This is a genomic window from Gordonia sp. C13 (assembly GCF_023218005.1).
In the GTDB taxonomy this organism is placed as follows: domain Bacteria; phylum Actinomycetota; class Actinomycetes; order Mycobacteriales; family Mycobacteriaceae; genus Gordonia; species Gordonia namibiensis.
On sequence record NZ_JALPSY010000025.1, the window covers coordinates 17,074 to 34,269 of the forward strand.

The 17,196-nt window shown below is 66.4% G+C and carries 12 protein-coding genes, 1 tRNA gene and 2 pseudogenes; 9 read left to right on the forward strand and 6 right to left on the reverse strand.

Features of this window, described 5'->3' with window-relative positions:
• Positions 1 to 8: 8 nt before the first annotated feature.
• Positions 9 to 500 carry a thioredoxin-dependent thiol peroxidase gene (gene bcp, locus M1L58_RS17705; protein ID WP_005199861.1) on the reverse strand — a complete coding sequence of 164 codons (492 nt, stop codon included), beginning with the start codon at positions 498 to 500 and terminating at the stop codon, positions 9 to 11.
• A gap of 149 nt (positions 501 to 649) precedes the next feature.
• Here bcp and M1L58_RS17710 point away from each other — a divergent pair, with 149 nt between their 5' ends.
• The 4 genes from M1L58_RS17710 (at position 650) to M1L58_RS17725 (ending at position 4,088) form a co-directional block, all read left to right on the forward strand.
• Entirely contained in the window at positions 650 to 871 is a 222-nt protein-coding gene (locus M1L58_RS17710; protein WP_005199860.1) for a DUF3618 domain-containing protein, read from the forward strand.
• Positions 872 to 1,016: 145 nt separating this feature from the next.
• Positions 1,017 to 1,089: transfer RNA gene (locus M1L58_RS17715), tRNA-Lys, on the forward strand.
• A 251-nt stretch (positions 1,090 to 1,340) separates the two neighbouring features.
• Entirely contained in the window at positions 1,341 to 2,531 is a 1,191-nt protein-coding gene (locus tag M1L58_RS17720; RefSeq protein WP_248659888.1) for a L,D-transpeptidase, read from the forward strand.
• A 42-nt stretch (positions 2,532 to 2,573) separates the two neighbouring features.
• Positions 2,574 to 4,088, forward strand: a complete 1,515-nt coding sequence (locus tag M1L58_RS17725) for a DUF4185 domain-containing protein (protein WP_248659889.1) — start codon at positions 2,574 to 2,576, stop codon at positions 4,086 to 4,088.
• Positions 4,089 to 4,432: 344 nt separating this feature from the next.
• Here M1L58_RS17725 and M1L58_RS17730 read toward each other — a convergent pair whose 3' ends face one another.
• The 5 genes and pseudogenes from M1L58_RS17730 to M1L58_RS17750 all read right to left on the reverse strand — a co-directional run bounded on the left by M1L58_RS17730 (position 4,433) and on the right by M1L58_RS17750 (position 11,983).
• Positions 4,433 to 6,466 carry a neutral/alkaline ceramidase gene (locus tag M1L58_RS17730; protein ID WP_248659890.1) on the reverse strand — a complete coding sequence of 678 codons (2,034 nt, stop codon included), beginning with the start codon at positions 6,464 to 6,466 and terminating at the stop codon, positions 4,433 to 4,435.
• A gap of 14 nt (positions 6,467 to 6,480) precedes the next feature.
• Positions 6,481 to 7,125, reverse strand: a complete 645-nt coding sequence (locus M1L58_RS17735; RefSeq protein ID WP_248659929.1) for a TetR/AcrR family transcriptional regulator — start codon at positions 7,123 to 7,125, stop codon at positions 6,481 to 6,483.
• A gap of 33 nt (positions 7,126 to 7,158) precedes the next feature.
• Positions 7,159 to 8,634 carry a flavin monoamine oxidase family protein gene (locus M1L58_RS17740; RefSeq protein WP_248659891.1) on the reverse strand — a complete coding sequence of 492 codons (1,476 nt, stop codon included), beginning with the start codon at positions 8,632 to 8,634 and terminating at the stop codon, positions 7,159 to 7,161.
• Positions 8,635 to 9,119: 485 nt separating this feature from the next.
• Positions 9,120 to 10,223 (reverse strand): annotated as a pseudogene (locus tag M1L58_RS17745) (dicarboxylate/amino acid:cation symporter); the annotation flags it as partial.
• A 169-nt stretch (positions 10,224 to 10,392) separates the two neighbouring features.
• A pseudogene (locus M1L58_RS17750) lies at positions 10,393 to 11,983 on the reverse strand (DUF222 domain-containing protein).
• A gap of 309 nt (positions 11,984 to 12,292) precedes the next feature.
• Here M1L58_RS17750 and M1L58_RS17755 point away from each other — a divergent pair.
• The 5 genes from M1L58_RS17755 to M1L58_RS17775 all read left to right on the forward strand — a co-directional run bounded on the left by M1L58_RS17755 (position 12,293) and on the right by M1L58_RS17775 (position 17,029).
• The gene (locus tag M1L58_RS17755) at positions 12,293 to 13,168 is read left to right on the forward strand and encodes an ABC transporter permease (RefSeq protein WP_248659892.1); all 876 of its coding nucleotides are present in this window, start codon (positions 12,293 to 12,295) and stop codon (positions 13,166 to 13,168) included.
• Between the two features lie 3 nt (positions 13,169 to 13,171).
• Positions 13,172 to 13,927 (forward strand): ABC transporter ATP-binding protein, encoded by a 756-nt coding sequence (locus M1L58_RS17760; RefSeq protein ID WP_248659893.1) that lies wholly within the window; start codon positions 13,172 to 13,174, stop codon positions 13,925 to 13,927.
• On the forward strand, positions 13,920 to 15,533 hold the full coding sequence (locus M1L58_RS17765) for an FAD-dependent oxidoreductase (RefSeq protein WP_248659894.1): 1,614 nt from the start codon (positions 13,920 to 13,922) through the stop codon (positions 15,531 to 15,533). Before M1L58_RS17760 ends, M1L58_RS17765 begins: the two co-directional genes overlap by 8 nt.
• Complete coding sequence (locus tag M1L58_RS17770) at positions 15,530 to 15,901, forward strand: 4Fe-4S dicluster domain-containing protein (protein WP_248659895.1); 372 nt, start codon at positions 15,530 to 15,532, stop codon at positions 15,899 to 15,901. The genes M1L58_RS17765 and M1L58_RS17770 overlap by 4 nt, the downstream gene beginning before the upstream one ends.
• 99 nt (positions 15,902 to 16,000) lie before the next feature.
• On the forward strand, positions 16,001 to 17,029 hold the full coding sequence (locus M1L58_RS17775; protein ID WP_248659896.1) for an ABC transporter substrate-binding protein: 1,029 nt from the start codon (positions 16,001 to 16,003) through the stop codon (positions 17,027 to 17,029).
• The last annotated feature ends 167 nt before the right edge of the window (positions 17,030 to 17,196 follow it).

The following is a 17,196-nucleotide window of genomic DNA, read 5'->3' on the forward strand; positions in this document are numbered from 1 at the left end:
GGGAGATCTCAGACGGACAGGTCGCGGCGCAGCTTGGCCACGTGACCGGTGGCCCGGACGTTGTACTGCGCGAGCGCGATGGTCCCATCGGTGTCGACGAGGAACGTGGAGCGGATGACGCCGGTGACGGTCTTGCCGTACATCTTCTTCTCGCCGAAGGCGCCCCACTCGGTGAGCACCTTCTTCTCGGGGTCGCTCAGCAGAGGGAAGGTGAGCCCTTCCTTTTCGACGAACTTGGCCAGCTTGGCCGGCTTGTCGGGCGAGATGCCCAGCACCGTCAGGCCGGCGTCGTTCAGCTCGGCGAGATTGTCGCGAAAATCACACGCCTGCTTGGTGCAGCCGGGCGTCGACGCCGCCGGGTAGAAGTAGACGATGACCTTCTGGCCGGCGTAGTCGGACAATGACACCGGATTCTCGTTCGCGTCGGGCAGGGTGAACGCTGGTGCGCGATCACCGACGGACAAACGCTGTGCCTCCACCGGGGGAGTGACCTCTGCCATGAGAGCAAGGCTAGTGCATGGTCACCTGCCGCGAGGCGAGGATGTCGTAGCATCGAACCGCCGCCGTCTGGCGGCGATCTGACAGTCGATGACTACGCGTGAGCAGTGACGACGCGTAACCAGAGCGAGAAGCGCCGGAAGGATGCAACGTGGCCGGAGACACCGAACGTATCGAGCAGGAGATCGCCAGGGCCCGTGAGGACCTTGCCAGCACGCTCGACGCGCTCGCCGAACGTGCCAACCCTCAGCGCCTCGCCGACGACGCCAAGTCCAAAGCACTGGCGACGCTGCAGAAGCCCGCGGTCATGTACTCGATCGCTGGCGTGGGAGCACTCGTGCTCGTCCTCGTGGTCCGCAAGATCACGAGCTGACCCGTGCCGCTGCCGGCACCGGCGGGACGCAACGGCTCACAAACCCGCGCAAACCCGCTCCGACCAGGCGATTTCACAACTGGCGATGGTGTCGGGTAATGTTCCTTCTCGCCGCCGGGAGGTACTCCGGAGGCGACAAAGGCAAGCGCCATTAGCTCAATTGGCAGAGCAGCTGACTCTTAATCAGCGGGTTCGGGGTTCGAGTCCCTGATGGCGCACAACAGCTCACAAGACGTCTCGCAGAAAGCGAGGCGTCTTGTGGCATATCAGGGTTTGTGACGAAGAGGCATTCAGGCCGGTGTGCGGGCGGTGCAGCGGACACGCCGCCGAACGGACGACACACAGCGGAACTCACAGACCGAGTTCTCGTACACTGGTGCGAGATTCGGGGAGGCATTCGGCCGACCAGTCATCAGAGTCGGTCGGGACAGGTGGGAGAGAGATGGGGATGGGTCGTTCTTCACGACGGATGTCACTGATCATCAGTGGTGTGTTGCTCGCGATCATCGCGCTCGTGACGTCGTGCTCGCAGGCGCCGTCGTACTCCGACAACGTGACGAGCTCGAGTCTGTTCGACGATCTGCTCAAGCCCGCGGTCGACATCACCGAGCTGAACGATCAGCCGCTGAGCGACAACACGGTCGGCGTGCAGCCGGGTGCCCCCATCAAGGTCACGACGAGCGAGGGCACGCTGAGCCGGGTCCTCATCACCAAGTCGGACGGCACCCCGCTCAAGGGCACCTTCAGCGACAACGACACCGTCTGGGTCAGCAACGAGGCGCTCGGCTACAACCGCACCTACACGCTGGAGACCGACGCGGTCGGCATCGGCGGCGCGGTCACCAAGAAGGTCACCTTCACGACCAGCAGCCCCAACAACCTGACGCAGGCCTACCTGACCCCCAACCCGGGTGAGACGGTCGGCGTCGGCCAGCCGATCGCGGTGAAGTTCGACGAGCCGATCCCGAACCGTCGTGCCGCACAGAAGGCCATCCGGGTCACCACCGACCCGCCGGTCGAGGGCGCCTTCTACTGGATCAGCGACAGCGAGGTCCGGTGGCGCCCCAAGGAGTACTGGAAGCCCGGTACCAAGGTGCGGGTCGCCGTCAACACCTACGGCATCGACCTCGGCGACGGCCTGTTCGGCCAGGAGAACGTTCGCACCAACTTCACCGTCGGCCGCCGGATGGTCATCACCGCCGACGACAACACCAAGCAGGTCGTGTTCGAGCGCGACGGCAAGGTCATCAAGACCATGCCGACGTCGATGGGCAAGCCGGGCGACGAGACGGACAACGGCATCTACCTGGTCGCCGACAAGCACGACCACATCATCATGGACTCGTCGACCTACGGCGTGCCCTCCAACTCGCCGAACGGTTACCGCACCCCGGTCGACTACGCGACGCGGATGTCCTACAGCGGCATCTTCTTCCACTCGGCGCCGTGGTCGGTGTGGGCCCAGGGCAACACCAACACGAGCCACGGCTGCCTCAACCTCAGCCCGGAGAACGCCCTCTGGGTCATGAACAACACGCTGCGCGGCGACCCGGTGGTCGTCAAGAACACCACGGGCGGAACCCTGTCCGGCACCGACGGCCTCGGTGACTGGAACATCCCGTGGTCGGAGTGGCGCAAGGGCAACGCGGACAACTCCTGATCCATGAACCGTCCACACGAGAGCCGAAGATCTGGCTCTCGTGTGGACTCGTTCCGGATCGGCGGGCTTCGATGGTTCGTCCCGGTCTGCGCGATCGTGGTCGCCGGGACCGCACTCGGGGGTTCGGCCGCGGTAGTGCACGCGGCACCCTCGGTCGTGTTGCCGAGTTCCGGCTGTGAGGCGGATCTGCCGCCGAAACCGAAGAAGGGACCGGTCGACCCGCGTGATCTGATCCCGCGTCTGCCCGACCGGTTCAGCATCCCGCTGCCGTATCCGCGGATCCTGCCGGTGCCCGAACCTGCCCCGGAGAAACCGGTGATTCGGATTCCGTCCGAGAAGCCCCCGAAGGACCCGTGTTCGGATCCGTGCCCGGACATCACCGACCCGCCGAAGCCGAAACCCGATTCCGGCGGTCCCGCGTTGAGCATCGAGTTCCCGAAGATCACTTTCGATCCGGCACCCAAGAACATCCCGGTTCCGGTGCCCAACCCGAACCCGCCGAAGCTTCCGCCGCCACCTGCGGCCGTCGCCCCGGGCGTCGACGCCGGACCGGTGGCATCCAAGCCGACGCGTCCGCGGGTGTCCGACGTCGACCTCGTCAGCACACTCACCGGCAAGGGGTCGACGAGCCGTACCGACAAGCGCTGGCAGATCAACGGCACCGACCTCGGGATCATGTGGGAGTCCGAGCCGGGGAAGGTCGCGGTCGTCTTCGGCGACACCTTCGGCAAGGGTTTCCGCCCGCCGGGTGCCAACGGCCGGGACTGGCGCTCCAACGTGCTCGGGTTCTCCGGCGACAAGAAGCTGTCCGACGGCATGAGCATCGACACGATGATCCAGGACAGCCGCTGCCACGCCGCGGAGCTGTTGAGCGCGCGACGCGTCGACCACTACGAGATCACCGTCATCCCGACCTCCGGTTTCGCGATCGGGGACCGGCAGTTCATGACCTACATGTCGGTGCGGACCTGGGGCAAGATCCCCGGCACGTGGCTGACCAACCACGGCGGGCTCGCGTACTCCGACGACGGCGGGTCGACGTGGACCAAGGACCCGTACGCCCGGTGGGACAACATCTTCGGCGTCAGCCAGTTCCAGGTGTCGTCGATGGTGCCGCACGGCGAGTACGTCTACATGTTCGGCACACCCAACTCCCGGATCGGATCGGTGGGCCTCGCGCGTGTCCACCGCGACCATGTCCTGAACAAGACCGCCTACCAGTACTGGCGCGACGGGCGATGGGTCCCGGCCCGCGACGGCAACATCGCGTCGGTGATCTTCGCCGGCCCGGCCGGCGAGGTGTCGGCCCGCTACGACGAGAAGTCGAAACGCTGGCAGCTGACCTACCTCGACGCCCTCCGCGGCGGGATCGTGATCCGTAAGGCCCGCGAACCGCAAGGACTCTGGTCCGAACCCGCAGAACTCGTCCATTCGTCGAAGTACGACCAGCTCTACGGCGGTTTCATGCACCCCTGGTCCAGCGGCGAGGACCTGTACTTCACCATGTCGACCTGGACCGACTACAACGTCTCACTCATGCGGGCGCGTATCCGCTGAAGTGCCGCCCTCGCTGCCTGAGGTGCGGCCCTCGCTGCCTGAGGTGCGAGGTGCGATAGCGACGAGCCACGAAGGCCTGGTGACGAGTCGTCGCCAACCCTTCGTGGCTCGCTTCGCTCGCGCCTCAGGGAGCGGGAGGTCGCTTCGCTCGCGCCTCAGGGAGCGGGGGGGTCGCTTCGCTCGCACCTCAGGGAGCCGGGGGGGCGCTTCGCTCGCACCTCAGGGAGCGGGGGGCTCGCTTCGCTCGCACCTCGAGAAACGGCCAGCCGCACCCCGACGACAACCCTTCGACCCGACCCTCTGCTCCCTGGACACCCCTCATGCCCAGGGTGCAGAGGGGCGGCTCAGCGCACCTCGAAGGTTCTCGAGGCGCCGCTGATCGGCCGGGTCTTCCCGGCGCCGTCGCGGCTGTTGCCGTGGTATTTGATCCGGTAGGTCCCCGACGTCCCGGCGGGCGGGCGCCAGGTGATCGTGATGCGTGAGGTGTCGGTGCCGCCGGGCGGACGTGCCCAGCGGAATTCGGTGGACCAGTCGTTGTCGTCGGCGATCGTCGTCCAGGCGCCGCCTTCGCGACGCTGGACCTCCAGATACGTTCCGCCGTGGCGGAAGTCGTTGTTGGGATGCGCCCCGACGAAGTCGACGGTCACGACCTGTCCGGCACGGTACGACCCGCCCGGCTGCCGCAGGACGTCGCCGTAGGTGTACCCCGGAATGGGGCGGTCGGCGGGGACCGGTGGGACCAGGTCAGGTTGGAAACCGGACTTGTCGACGGGCGCCGGGCCGCGACCCAGGCTGCGGCCCGATGCCATCGCGGCGGCGAGCTTCGCGAACTCCTGCATGTACGCGGGCAATGTGTAACGGCCGTACTGGGTTTCACCGCCCTCGTACTGCTGGAGGTCGTACTCCTCCGGGGTGGTGACGTACTGGGTGTATGCGTTCGCGTATCCCTGGACGAGCACGTTGTCGATGTCGATGCGCAGTTCGTCGGCGACGACCTGACGGAGTCGGAGTCCGGCGACGACGGTCACCTCGGCCGGCACCGCGACGAGCACCAGTTCGCCGATCCGCATGATCTGCAGCGGCACCACCGACGGAATCCAGCCCGACGGCGGCATGAGTCCCAGCGGGAAGAGAATCAGCTTGGGCGCCTGCATGTCCCGCATCCACGGGGCGATCGGAGGCTTCTTGTTGCCGCCGAGGGCGTCGAACAGCGGGTTGGTCATACCCTCGACGAGCAGGGGGAGCGGTTGTTCGTAGTTGTCCTCGCTGCTGGTCGCGGCCGCGGCGGCACCCATCATCGCCGGTGTCGTCGACGCAGGTTTCCCGTCGGGCGTAAACGTTCCGGCGACCCGCACCGCGGACATGTCGACGTAGCGCGTGATCGAGTCGACGCCGCCGCGAGTCATCGGTCGGGTGGCGTCGAAGGCGCGTCGCCCGGCGACGTACTGGCGCTCGCCGATGAGTTCGCAGTTGCGCTTGTTGTCCGTGGTCGGCCCACTCGGTTTGAACCACTTGAGGGAGAGGTTGGGCGTCATGTCGCCCGAGTTCGTCTGGGGGAAGGCTGCGACGAAGCCCGGCTGGGAGCGCTCCCACAGGTAGCTGGCGTAACCCTTGTTGTCGCCGGCGATCAGCACGTTGTGGTCGGCCAGCGAGGTGCCGTGGGTCGAGAACCAGGTGATGGCCCCGACGTCCTTGCCACTCGCGTGGCGCAGACGCAGCACGGTGACCTGCGGGTCGATCGCGTTGGGGAACAACTTCTTCTCCGACGCCGGGTTGGCGTCGAAGGCGACCTTGGACCGGTTCGCGCTGGCGTTGTGCAGTTCTTCGCGGCCGATGGTGATCGTGCCGGGTGCCAGGTTGTCGTGCGCGCGCATGATGGCGGCGAACATGCCGTCGACCTCGGCGTCGTAGGAGTTCTTCTTGAACCCGAACGCGGCGAGCGAATACGCGTAGTCCCAGGCGGTTCCGCCGCAGGAGGCATGCGAGTGCTGCGCGTTCAGGTTGACGTTCGCCTCGGTGTAGAGCGAGCCGAAACGCTTGCGCAGCTTCTCCATCAGTCCCATGTGATGCGACTGGAACAGGCACGCGATGTCGGCGGTCAGGAAGACGACGCGCTTGCCGGTGGTCTGGTCGACGATGATGTAGGCCCGCGCCCAGCATCGCTGGAGCAGGCCTGCCGCGACCTGCTCGGGATTGGAATAGCCCATCATGCCCTGTCCGGCAACGGCGCCCGTGACGTCACCGATGCCGCAGCCGACGAGATAGTCCGTCGAGTCGGACGGGGCGGCCGAGGCCCGCCCGGCCGTGCTCAGCGCCAGACCGGCGCCCGCAGCGGTCACCGCCGCGCCGGCGATCAGTTGTCTCCGTGTCACGTCCACGTGCTGTGTCCCCCTCAGGCTTTTTCTGGAGTGTTCTGGGTGGTCTCCGGGTGGTCGACGATGTGGGTCGACAGATTGGCGACCACGGCGTCGGCGATGAGGTCGCAGATCGCGCGGTCACGAATATTGAGGTACGACAGGGTGATCCCGTCGGTGCCGGCCAGGACGAGCGGTGCCAGCTCGGCGGTGGGACGGTCCCAGGCGGTGCCGGTGGCCGCGGCGACGCCGTCGAGTGCGGCTGCGATCGCCTCGTAGTACCGGAGGTACATCTGTGAGCCCAGGTCGCTGAGTCCGTCGGTCTGCCTGGCGTACTGGTTCAGCGAGATCATGGCCTGTTCGCGGTCGGGATCGGCCTGCACCCCGTCGATGTAGGCGGAGAGTGCGCTCTCCAGGATTGCGACCGCGCCGGGCCGACCCTGAGAGATGGCCTGGGCGCCCTCTTCGAGCGCAGCGCCCACCGCGGTCAGTTCCTTTTCGGTTCCGCGTTCGACGAGTGCCTCGAGGAGTTCGTCGCGGGTGGCGAACACGTAGTGGAAGGTCGACAGGGTCACGCCGGCCTCCGCACAGATCGCGCGCGTGGTCGCGCCGTCGACCCCGCGTCGGGCGATCACGCGGAACGCGGACTCCAGCAGCAGTTCTCGCCGTTCCTCCACAGGCATTCTCATGGTCGGTGCGCTCTCACATCAGCTCGGTCACCGGAGATCATCGAGGATCTCCCGCGCCGCACGGCGGCCCGAGCGGACGGCGCCGTCCATGTACCCGGTCCAGTAGTCCGAGGTCTCCGTGCCCGCCCAGTGGATGGGTCCGACGGGCTCGCGAAGTCCGGTGCCGTACTTGGTGAGTACGCCCGGTCGGCTTACCGCGACCGGCCCACCACGTGACCACGGTTCGAGGTCCCATTTGAAGACGCCGTAGTCGACGAAGCCCCGGGCCTCGGGGCCGAAGTACTCGACGAAGTTGGCGATGCATTCCCTCACCAGGGTGGATTCGGGAGCGTGGTCGAGGCGGCGCATGGCGTCGGCGGAGATGAAGCCCATCAAGATGTGGTTGCCCTCCGCGTAGCTCTCGAAGGTCACGTCGACGGGGCGCCCGGCGCCATAGACCTGTCCCGACAAACCCTTGTCGCGCCAGAACGGCCTTTCGTAGAGCGCCGCGAACTTGCTGACCGCACCCATTCGGTAGCCGCGGTGGATTCCGATACGTGCAGCGGGAAGTCCTGGGCGGTAGTCGATTTGACCGGAGATGGCAGGGGACATGGCGACGACGACGCGACGGGCGCGGTAGGCGCCGACGTCGCTGGTGACGGTTGCGATGCCGTCGGTGTAATCGATCGACCGAACGGGTGAGTTGTAGACCATGTGCGCCGAGAGTTCGCGGGCCATCCGGAGCGGGATGAGGGCGGCGCCGCCTTCGAACAGTCGCTCTTGCGCGCCGTCGTCTGTGCTGAGCAGGCGGATGAGGGTGCCGGGGTTCTGCTCGTCACCGGATGCCGCGATGTAGTTGAGGTAGTAGAGCGCGGAGACCTCGTCGGGGCGGACCGACAGTGGGGCCGACATCGCTATCTGCACAAGGTCGCGCGCGGTCTGGGTGTCGGCGATCTGATGGGTGTACTGGCCCCAGGTGATCGAGTCGAGGTAGGCGGCGTTCGGGTGCTTCCACGGCCGGCCGACGGGGAAGCCCGCCAGTGCGTCGGCCTGCGCCCGCACGAGCGCGGCCCCCGCCTGGCCGAGGTCGGCCACCGCGGGAATCGGCAGGGCGGCGGGCACCCGCGTCGTACCGGTGCGGCTGACGAAGATGCTGTCGCCGGCGTTGTGGGTCCGCAACGTCCGGACGTCGTACTCGCGTGCGAGGCCGGCGATGTGCCCCTGCGTGGGCCCGATGAATTCGGCTCCGGCGTCGAGGGTGGCGCCCATCTTGGGTGAAGAGATGTTGTGGACGCGGCCGCCCGCACGATCTCGGGCCTCGAGAACCGTCACCGACGCGCCCGCCGCCGTGAGTGTCTTGGCGGCGGCGAGCCCGGACAGTCCTCCGCCGACGACGATGACGTCGACGATTCCCGTCGGGGCGGCGGACGCCCGGCCGGACCCGACCAGTGTCGCTCCCGCCACGACGCCCGCCGCTGCGAGCGATCCGCCCAGGAAATGCCTGCGTGAGAGGTGCGCGCCCATGTGATCCCCCGTTCTCGTGGTGATGGCAAGGCTATCGACCACATGTTCAGGTCAGATGACCTGAAGTATCGAGAGAGTAACAGGAGAGTGTGAGGCGCGACACCCCGATCAACGCAGAATCGCCACCTCTGACGCTCAAGCGCTGGTCGGCGGTAGCGCTTGAGTGCCCGAGATGGCGACTGCGGAAGTGGTGCGTGCGGAAACGGCGCGGCGGACCCATGGGTGGTCGCCGCGACGAGTGGGACCGGAGATCAGTCCTTGTTGCCGGGGATTCCGACGATGAACCCGATCCCGATGATGATGCAGGCGATCAGCGCGACGACGAACATGACCCAATATGCTGGCATGCCCGTGACGCTACTGCGGAGAACCCACTCCCGCAGCTGATCCGGGATCATTGGGGACCAAGTACCCGCAGGTCGTGGGCCCAAGGCACGAAGACCGGTGGGCATCTGGTTGCCGCCCACCGGTTCTCGCGCATCCGATCAGTCAGCCGCGTCGGCCTTTGCCATGACGTCGACGAACTCGGAGACGTCGATCTCCTCGGACACCACCGTCTTGGTCCCGTTGTAGACGTCCCGGTCGATCTCGTCGTCGGCGTTCGCGACGAGCATCGCAACGAAGGTGTCACCGTTGACGTTCAAGAAGGTGCGGAAGATGCCGGTGAACCAGTCGACGGCGATGAGCAGGCCGATCGCCTCGAGCGGAAGGTCGAGCGAGGTGGCGAGGAAGGTGGCGACCACCGGGAAGCCTCCGGGAACGGTGATGGTGCCCATGTTCAACAGGATCGCCAGTGCCATACCAAGGGCTATGCTGCCCACGGTCAGCTCCACTCGGCCCGCCTGCGCCAGGAACATCACGACGATCATGTAGTTGAGGACGGCGCCGTACGACCCCATCGTGAGGCCGATGGACAGCGTGAAGTTCGCGACCTTCTGACTGACGCCCACCTTTTCGACGGTGTTCTTCAGAACGGTCGGGAAGGTGACCGCCGAGCTGGTGGTGGTGACGGCGATGACGGTCTGCTCGGCGAGCTTTCCGGGGAGCTTCCACGGGTTCAGACGAGTTCGTGCCGTGACCACCATGACGAAGAGCACGAACAGGATCGCGACTCCGAGTGCTGTCGTGCCCAGGTATTTGAGGCCGGTGGTGATGACGGAAAACCCGACGTCGCCCGCCAGCGGTGCCAGCAGGCAGAAGACGCCGATGGGTGCGATGTACATGACCAGCCGGATCATGGTGAGCACGATCTGCTGGATCTGATCGATGAAGGTGAGCACCCGATCGTCGCCGGTCTTGGTGATCTGGATTCGCAAAGCGATACCGAACAGCAGAGCGAAGATGATGATCGGCACCATCGTCGCTGTGGACATCGCTTCGAAGATGTTTTTCGACACGAAGTCCAAGAGTGTGTCCTGCCAGCCTGTCGTCTCGGCGGCCTCCTCTTCGAGGGTCGGGTCGACCGCGCCGTCGAAGACCATGCCGTTGCCCGGCTTGATCAGCGCACTGAGTCCCCACGCGAGAACCGCGGCAACGACGGAGAAGCCGATCATCCACTTGAACGTGCGGAACGCGATCTTGCCCGTCCCAGGGGTGTTTCAGCGCCTTCACGTGGCCCTCGTGGATTCGTTTCAACGCCGTGACCCTAGGTGGCGGTGACTACCCGCATATGTCACGAATTTGACGTCCAGATTTCGTCGCAGGTGAGGCAGCTGATCTGTATGACGTTGTGCCCGGTTTCCGGGCACAACGTCATACTCATCTCAGCCGTGGGTATGCCTCGGCGAGGAGTATTGAGGCGAGGGTGGCTTCGGCGTCGGAGGCGTTGCGGAGGTCGATGACCTGACGCATCTGTAGGCGTGGGGTATCGCCGGACTCCGGTTGGGGTCCGTGGATCTCGTCGCGCACTTGTTGGAGGTGTTCGGTGAATCGGCGGGGTATGTCGGGTCGCCGGTTGATGTGTTCGGGGTTGGGTGGTGCGCCGGGTTCGGCGTTGAGTCGCCAGGCGCAGCGGCCTTCGTCGGGTCCTTCGCGCACCATGCGGGTGGTGTAGCCGCCGGGTTGGTTGCTGACCATGCGGTTGTGTTTCGGGCAGGCGGGGGCGAGGTCGGTGATGTTGGTGAGTCCCACCTTCGGCCCAATCCAGTTGGGCGTGGTGCATCTCGACGTGTGCGGCGGCGAGGTCGCAGCCGGGGGTGGAGCAGTTTTCGCCGTCGGGCCGGGCGAAAGACACCAATCGTTGTTCGCGGGTAGCCAGGCGTTTGCCGTGTCCGAAGTACAGCGGGACGGCGGTGGCGTCTTTGAACACCGCCAACCAGGGTTGGGCGTCGGCGGCCATGTCGATGAGCTCGGGGATGGGGGATCAGGGTGCCGGTGGCGGTGGTGGCGAACCCGGCTTCGCGGACCAGATCGTTGAGGTCGGCTTTGATGATCAGTTGGGTCGGCAACCCGCGGTGACTCTTACCCAGCAGCCCGTCCTCGAAAACAGCCTTGAGCAGTGCGTTGAACGCGTCGTGATTCAGCTGGGCCGGGGTGCGGTCATCGCGTTCGGCCGCAGCAGCCACCGCGTCGGGGTCGGCGTCTTCGATCGACCCGCGCGGGGAGTCGGGGTCGTCGGGTTGTTCATGCCGGGTTTGGCCCACACAGCAAGCAGCATGGTGACCCGGGCGAGAAGCTCCGGAGTCAGGTTGGCGGTCATTTTGGCGGTGCCGTCGACACGTTGCCGGTGGACCGACAGGTTGCGGCGGCGTTTGCGGTCGGTGTCGTCGGCGAGTGTGCCGTCGGGATCGAGGTGGGCGAGTAGGCGTGCGCCAAGGGCGGTGATGTCGGCGGGGGTGTGGTCGACGGCGATCTCGGTCATCTGTCGTTCGGCGGCGACTTTGATGTCGTGGTCGATGGCGTGGGGGATCTGGTCGAGGACGTCGAGTACTGCCCGGACGTGGGAGGTGCTGACGTGGCCGTCTGCCAATGCTTCTGCCAGGGCGGGGTGTTCGGGTTCGAGTGGTTCGCCGGTGTGGCTGAGGTGGGTGGCGGTTGCGTGGCGTTGTTTGGTGCGGCGCATGGGGTCGGCCACGCGTAGGCGGTGGGTCATGAACGCGGTGATGCTGCGGTGTCCGGTTTTGTGGGGGAGGTCGCGGTCGGCGATTTCGACGATCTGTCTGTCGCCGGCGAAAGTCATTCGGGCGATGGCCCGTTCGGTTTCGGCGGCGACATCGACGAGTTCGTTGTGCGAGCATTCGGTGAGGTTCATCGTCTGCAGCTCGTCGATGAGGGAATGGATCTTGTCGATGACAGCGACGGCGCCGGACGGTTCAGCGGCGTCCGGATTGCCCAGCGATAAGTCGGACATGGCGGTCACCCCCTGAACCGATAGTGCGAATGTATGTTCGATAGTACGCCCGATTGCACTGCGGTGCAACGATTGTCGGAAACGGTTCACGGAACAGAATCTGTCGGTGTCGCATGGTAGGTGTGGGGGACACAGCTGCCGGGCCGGACCGTCCCTCACTCGGGGGTTGCGGTGCATGATGACCGCAGACCGTGCTCTCGGATGACTGTCGGGTGTTCCGAATCACCCTGAGTCAAAAGGTCCCTCGCCGTCCGGATTGTCAGTAGCGTCCGACGAGTCCTGACCAGCCCACTTCCAGGCGGATTCTCCATGACCCTCCAGCTCTCGACGCCTCCGGGCGTCGTCGGTGCCGTGCCCGCGGCGCCAGCGACCGAGGCCGCGCCGGCGAGTTCGACGCCGCGTGCTCGGCGACTTTCGGTCCCACGTGCAAAGGCGACTCGTGCCCTACGGCAGTCCATCGGTCTGATTCTCGTGGTCGGCATCTGGCAACTCGGTGCGCGAGATTGGTTGGGGACCACGACGCCCGCGCCGACCGAGGTCGTCACCGCAGGGTGGGACCTCATCCGTACCGGCGAACTGTGGACACACCTCGCCGCATCCGGACGTCGAGTGGCGATCGGTCTGGCCATCGGTATAGCCATCGGGGCGATCCTCGGCGCCGCGGCCGGGCTGTTCAAGGTCGCCGAAGACCTGGTCAATGCGCCTGTTCAGGTGCTGCGCATGATGCCCGCGGTCGCACTGGTGCCGGTCTTCATCATCTGGTTCGGGATCGGCGACGAGTTCAAGATCGCACTCATCATCGTGGCGCCGATCTTCCCGATCTATCTGAACGTCGTCGCCGGCATCCGAGGCGTCGACCAGAAGTTGATCGAGGCCGCGGAGTCGTTGGAACTCACGCGACTCGAGCTGATCCGTTACGTCGTCCTCCCGGGTGCTCTGCCGCAGATCTTCGTCGGCCTCCGTCAGGCACTCGGAATCGGTTGGCTGGTGCTCGTCGTCGCCGAGATGCAGACGACACCTGTCGGTCTCGGGTTCCTGATGAACGACGCCAAGGAGTATCTGAGGACCGACCAGATCTTCCTGGTCCTCGTCATCTACGCGATCCTCGGTCTGCTGACCGACATCGGGGTTCGCGTGCTCGAGCGCCGATTCCTGTCATGGCGCAACGGATTCGAAGGTCGGTGACCCGTGACCATCGTTGACGTCAACAGGGTAGTGGTCTCTGGTGCGGGTCGTGAGTTCGACGGGCGGACCGTCTTGGCCGACGTCGATCTGACCATCGAACCGGGGGAGTTCGTCGCTCTGCTCGGCGCGAGCGGCTCCGGCAAGAGCACGCTGCTGCGTGGGATCGGCGGCCTCGACCGCGGATTCACCGGCACGATCGAGGCGCCGGCTGCCAAGGCGATCGTGTTCCAGGAGCACCGGCTCATGCCGTGGTTGTCCGTGTGGCGCAACGTCGCTCTCGGACTTCGCGGTGGAAACACCCGGGAACGTGCCCTCCGCGCTCTCGACGAGGTAGGTCTCGCATCGAAGTCCGACGCGTGGCCCTCGACCCTCTCGGGTGGCGAGGCGCAACGGACGGCACTGGCCCGTGGCCTCGTCCGCGAGCCCGAACTGCTGTTGCTCGACGAACCGTTCGGCGCGCTGGATGCGCTGACCCGGATCAACGCGCAGAAGCTCGTCGCTCGACTCTGGGAAACCCATCGTCCGGCAACGCTTCTCGTCACCCACGACGTGGAAGAGGCATTGCTGCTCGCCGATCGCGCCCTCATCCTGCGAGGCGGCCGCATCGCCGAGGAGATCGTCGTCGACCTTCCCCGTCCGCGTCGGGTCACCGATCCCGAATTCGTCGCCCTGCGTTCACGTCTGCTCGCCGGTCTCGGGGTCGGCGACGGCGAACCCATCCGCACGACCACCACCGATCAGGAGTACACGCATGTCTGAACAACTGACGCTGTCCACCGATGTGCTCGTGATCGGCGGCGGCCCGGCCGCCACCTGGGCAGCCATCCATGCTCGCGACGCCGGCGCCGACGTCATCCTCGTGGACAAGGGTTACTGCGGTACCTCGGGCACGACGGCACCGGCCGGGACCGGTGTCTGGTACGTGGTTCCCGAACCGGAAGCGCGAGCCAAGGCCAAGGCGAGCCGCGAGACGTTGGGCGGGCACCTGGCGGAGCATTCGTGGATGGACCGCGTGCTCGACCAGACGTACGCCAACATGCACCGACTCGGTACCGAAGGGCGCTACCCGTTCCCGGTCGACGACCGGACAGGCGAGCCCATCCGCACCGGTGTGCAGGGTCCCGAGTACATGCGACGGATGCGTGCCTGGGTCCAGCGTCGGGGCGTGCAGATCCTGGACCATTCGCCGGTGCTCGAACTCCTCACCGACGCGTCCGGCGCGGTGCGGGGTGCGGCCGGGTACCAGCGTCAGGCCGACCGTGACTTCCGTATCGCCGCGGGTGCGGTCGTCCTCGCCACCGGCGGGTGCGCCTTCCTGTCGAAGGCGCTGGGCACGAACGTCGACACCGGGGATGGCGCCCTGATGGCCGCCGAGGTCGGAGCGTCGTTCTCCGGCATGGAGTTCGCGAACGCCTATGCCATCGTTCCCAAGGGTTCGACCGTGACGAAGACCGCGTACTACGGATACGCGACCTTCTTCCACGCCGACGGGCGCATCGTCGAGGGCGCCGGGTCGATGAAGGGGCGGTCCATGATCGCCCGGACCCTGCTGAACGAACCCGTCTTCGCGCAACTCGACCGCGCCGACGAGCAGGTCGCCGCGAAGATGCGACAGGGTCAGCCCAACTTCTTCCTCCAGTTCGATCGTCGTGGAATCGATCCGTTCACCCAGCGTTTCGAGGTCGACCTACTCGCTGAGGGGACCGTTCGGGGAACCGGCGGCATCGACATCGTCGACGACGACTGCTGGACCGGCGTGCCGGGACTGTACGCGGCCGGCGACGCCGCAACCCGAGAACGCATTTGTGGCGGCTTCACCGGTGGCGGGAGCCACAATTCGGCGTGGGCGATGTCCTCGGGCAGTTTCGCCGGAGCGGCTGCCGCACGGGCGTCCCGCAGTGGGGGCGGCGCGGCGCCGGTCGATCGTCTCCGCGGCGCGGGCACCGTCGGACTGTCCATCAGCCGCGGCTCGCTGAGCTCCGACGAGGTCGTCGCGGCGGCACAGTCCGAGCTGATCCCGTTCGACAAGAACTACATTCGCACCGGCGACCGGATGGCGTCGGCCCTGCGAGAACTGGACTCCCTCTGGGGTCGGGTGTCCGACGGCTCCTACGGTGCCGCGACCCCCGCGGGTCGTATCCGGGCCAGAGAGGCAGCCGCGATCACCGCCGTCGGGCGGTGGATCTATCGATCGGCGTTGGCGCGTACCGAATCCCGGGGGATGAGCAAGCGCGACGACCTCCCCGGCCTCGATCCCGCCCAGCAGTCGCATGTGCGCACCGGTGGGCTAGACGACGTGTGGGTGTCCGCCGCGCGCTCGGCAGGCCACGCCGAATCCGAGGCGCTCGCGAGGATCTCGGCATGATCGAACTCGTCATCGCATCCGCCTGCATCGCCTGCGACAAATGCGTGAACGTCTGCCCGACGAACGTCTTCGACACCGGCGCGGACGGTGTGCCGGTGATCTCCCGGCAATCCGACTGCCAGACGTGCTTCATGTGCGAGGCGTACTGCCCGACGGACGCGCTCTACGTCAGCCCGCAATCGTCGCCGGCCGGTTCCGGGGACGCGGTTCGCGACGAGCTCATCGGCAGCTACCGCGAGAAGCTGGGCTGGGGCAAGGGGCGTCAACCGGGAAGCCGAACAGCCGTCGGACCGCCCATCCCGCACGGGGATCCCCCACCACGACTCGTCGAGCGAATCATCGACGAACGCACTCCCTCCATCAGCTGACCACCTCATCCGAATTCCCCTGAACCACAACCCGGTTCACCGAACCAGCGATCTCGTATGCCCGCACCCGCCGATCGCCGAAGAACAGAGAAAGCACCCATGAAGATCGACCTCCGTACACCGATCCGCAGAGCCAAGCGCACGGTCGCCGTCCTCGCGGCCGTCTCCGCAGTGATGGCCGTTGCGGCGTGCGGGTCCGACGACACGTCCTCGGCCCAGCGCGACGTCATCGACACCCTCCGCATCGGGGTCATCGGATCGAGCAACGTCATCGCGGGTCCGGTGGGCTTCGCGCACAGTCGCGGCGAACTCGTCGAGGCGTTCGCGCCGCTCGGCGTCAGCAAGGTGGAGGTCTTCAGCTTCCCAAACGGACCCGACCTCAACCAGGCGCTCATCGGCGGCCGGCTGGACGTGGCCAACTACGGCGACACACCGGCGCTGGTGGCCCGCGGCTCCGGTCTGCAGACACGTCTCGTCGCGGTACAGCAGTTCGACAACGACGCCGGTGTCGTCGTGAAGGACCCGTCGATCAAAAGCCTCGCGGATCTGGAGGGCAAGAACATCGGGGTCCCCAAGGGTTCCTACATCGATCGGTATCTGCAGGGCGCTCTGGCGGAGGAGGGGATCACGGCGAACCTGATCCATCTGTATCCGGCAGATCAGGAGGCGCCGCTCAACTCCGGGGAGATCGACGCAGCGGCGCTTCCGGGCGTCATCCCGTCGGTCGCGCTGCAGACGTTCCAGAGCAAGGGCTTCCAGCTGGTCGACTCGGTCTACCGGGATCGTCCGAACCTCGCCGGGACGAGTGTGACGGTCAGCAGCGAGGACTTCCTCACCAAGAACCCCGAGTTCGCCCCCACCTGGCAGAAACTGCACGCCGCCGCCGTCAGGTACGCCAAGGCCCACTGGGACGAGTACCTGGAGTTCGAACTCGCCAACTCGAAGGCTCCCGAGGCAGCGGTCCGCGCCGCGGCGAACCCCGACGGGTACTCCGAGGAACCGTTCCCGGCGCAGGCCGTCGAGCTGCTCACCGGCACGAAGGCGTTCCTCGTCGACCAGGGCAGCATCAAGTCCGACTTCGACCTCGACACCTGGTTCCAACGCTCCGCCGGAGACAAGAACCCCTGACCTCAGGCCCAGCCACAACGTCGGCGACCCGGGTACCGACCGGGTCGCCGACGTGCGTCGTGGGGGCGTGGCGCCCGACACACCACACGCCGGTGATCACCCGCACCAGAAACCCGCTGGCCACCGACCCGTATCCTGGATGGGTAATTTCCCGCACCGACCAGGAG